Source organism: Enterobacter cloacae complex sp. I1M, from assembly GCF_014982425.1.
In the GTDB taxonomy this organism is placed as follows: domain Bacteria; phylum Pseudomonadota; class Gammaproteobacteria; order Enterobacterales; family Enterobacteriaceae; genus Enterobacter; species Enterobacter intestinihominis.
In genome coordinates this window covers 1-3,018 of the sequence record NZ_JADCLG010000054.1, presented here as the reverse complement: position 1 = coordinate 3,018, position 3,018 = coordinate 1, and the positions used below count along the sequence as shown (strand labels likewise).

Below are 3,018 nucleotides of genomic sequence, written 5' to 3'. Positions count from 1 at the left end.
GATTATCTCTCTGCTCTAGACGATAAAATCGCCGTAAAAAAAGCAGAACTGGACAAGTTAAAATCCTGGAAGCAGGGTCTGCTCCAGCAAATGTTTGTATAAATATCATCCGGCCCGGCTTAGTCCGGGCCTGTACAATAACTAAAGGCACTACACACTGATGGCAACGCAAAGCGAATACGAGTTAGAAACGCAGTTGGTGGAACAGCTGGTAGGCATGCACTATGAACGGGTGAATGTTACCGATGAATCCAGTATGAAAGCCAACCTGCGCAAGCAGATTGAAATCCATAACCGACTGGAATCTGTCCCCCTCACGGATAGCGAATTTAACCGTATTTTCTTGCACCTGACAAAAGGCAATGAGGTCATCGATCGCGCAAAGATCCTGCGCGATCGCTACCAGCTATTGCGTGATGACGGCACCGAGAAGTGGCTCAGCTTTATCAATAAAGAAGAGTGGTGCCAGAACGAGTTTCAGGTAACGAGCCAGGTGAAGCAGTTCAATGCCGAGCAAAATACGCGTAAAACCCGCTTCGACGTCACGCTGCTGATCAACGGCCTGCCGCTGGTGCAGATCGAGCTTAAGCGACGCGGCCTGGGGCTGAAAGAGGCATTTAACCAGATCGATCGCTACCATCGGGATGCCTTCTGGGTCGGCAGCGGCCTGTTCCAGTATGTGCAGATCTTTATTATCAGCAACGGCGTGGACACCAAATACTACGCCAACAATCGCGCTAACCACTTCGAACAGACCTTCTTCTGGACCGATGAAAAGAATAATCCGCTCAAAGCGCTGGAGAAATTCACCGACGCATTTCTGAAAGTCTGTCACATCGCCAAAATGATCACCCACTACACGGTGCTAAACGAAACCCGTAAGTGCCTGATGGTGATGCGCCCCTATCAGTTTTACGCCTGTGAGGCGATGATCCGCCATGTGAAGGACAATCTCCACAAGCAGGGACGGCCGGAGAACGGCTATATCTGGCATACCACCGGCTCAGGTAAAACGCTGACCTCGTTCAAAGCCAGCCAGGTGATCATGGAGATGCCGGAAGTGGATCGGGTTATTTTTGTGGTCGATCGCCGGGATCTGGATTATCAGACGGCGAAAGAGTTCAACGGCTTTGCGAAAGACAGCGTGGACACCACCAACAACACCGGTACGCTGATAAAACATCTCAAGCAAAGCAGCACCAAACTTACGCTGACTACTATTCAGAAACTGAATAACGCTATCACCCATGAAGGGTATAAAGCACAGCTCGCACACCTGCGCAAAGAGCGCATTGTCTTTATCTTTGATGAATGCCATCGCAGTCAGTTCGGTGATACGCATAAAGCGATCGTGAATTTCTTCGAGAATGCTCAGCTGTTTGGTTTTACCGGGACGCCAATCTTTGCCGATAACGTCAATATCACCAATGGGGTCAAACAGACCACCGAGTTGTTGTTCGATAAATGCCTGCATAAATACGTGATTGTCGACGCCATCCGCGATGAAAACGTTCTGCGCTTTGCCGTGGAATATGTCGGCACTTACAAACGCAAAGAGAGCAGCAATGAGATCGATATCGATGTGGAAGATATCGACACCAAAGAGGTGATGGAAAGCGATATCCGGTTAGGCAAAGTCACCGACTATATCCTTGCCCATCATAACGCCAAGACTCGCAATCGCGAGTTCACCGCGATGTTCTGCGTCGGGTCAGTCGATATGCTGATCACCTACTACAAACTCTTTAAAGAAAAGCAGGCCGTACTGCAGGCGGCGGATGCCAACTACAAGCCATTAAAAATTGCCACCATCTTCACTTATGCCGCCAACGAAGCGGACAAAAGTGATAAAGAGGCGGTAAACGGTCTGCTGGATGAAGAGGATATTAGCCTGCCGCAGGGCGCGAAAGTTGATACCTCGAGTCGCGATCATCTGGATAGTTTTATCAAGGATTATAACGAGCTGTATGGCACCAGTTATTCCGCCAGTGATTCAAAGAGCTTTTACGATTACTACAAAAATATCGCCCAGCGCACCAAAGAGAAAGGCATCGATATTCTGCTGGTGGTGAATATGTTCCTCACCGGCTTCGACAGCCCGGCGCTGAACACGCTGTATGTTGATAAAAACCTGCGTTTTCACGGCCTGGTACAGGCATTTTCCCGCACCAACCGCATTCTTAACGAAAAGAAAAGCCACGGGAACATTGTCTGCTTCCGTAATCTGAAGAAAGCGACCGACGATGCAATTGCCCTGTTCTCGAACAAAGATGCCTCTTCTACGGTGCTGGTGAAGCCTTTTGACGAGTACTTCGGGGATTATCAGGACGCTGTCGATCGCCTGTTAACGCTGACGCCAGATGTGGAAAGCGTAGACGATTTACCAGATGAAGAGGCACAGCTGGCGTTTGTAACGGCGTTCCGCGATGTAATGCGTTTGAAAAACATCCTCGAAAGCTTTGCCGACTTTGACGATGCGGCGAAACCACTGTCGGACCAAACGCTGGCGGATTTCACCAGTAAATACCTCGATATCCACGACAAGGTGAAAAAGCACTCCAGCAAAGAGAAAGTCTCGATTCTTGATGACGTGGATTTTGAAGTTTCGCTGATTCATCGCGACGAAATTAACGTCGGCTACATCCTGCGTCTGCTGGCGGGCATTCAGGCGATGCCGCCAAAAGAGCAGCAGGAGCAGAAGAAAAAGATCATGGATATTGTCGACAGCGACGTGACGCTGCGCAGTAAACGTGAGCTTATCGATAACTTTATTGAAAAAAGTCTGCTGCATGCCTCGCATGACGAAGATATCACTCAGGTGTTTGGAGCCTATGTTGAACAGGAAAAAGGTAAGGCGCTGGCGACCCTGTGCAGCGAAGAGCGACTCGATTCGATCAAACTGACCGGCTTACTGGATAACTACCTCTTTACCGACGTGATGCCGCGAGAGGATGAAGTGGCAGAAACGCTAACCTGGACGCCGAAGATTCTGGAACGCAAAAGCGTGCGAGCTCGGGT

The 3,018-nt window shown here is 49.5% G+C and carries 1 protein-coding gene; it reads left to right on the top strand.

All coding sequences use genetic code 11. The features are described 5' to 3' along the window. Window positions 1-160: 160 nt before the first annotated feature. Window positions 161-3,018: type I restriction endonuclease subunit R (locus INF86_RS22040; protein ID WP_193543927.1), on the top strand; the 2,858-nt coding region annotated here is incomplete at its 3' end.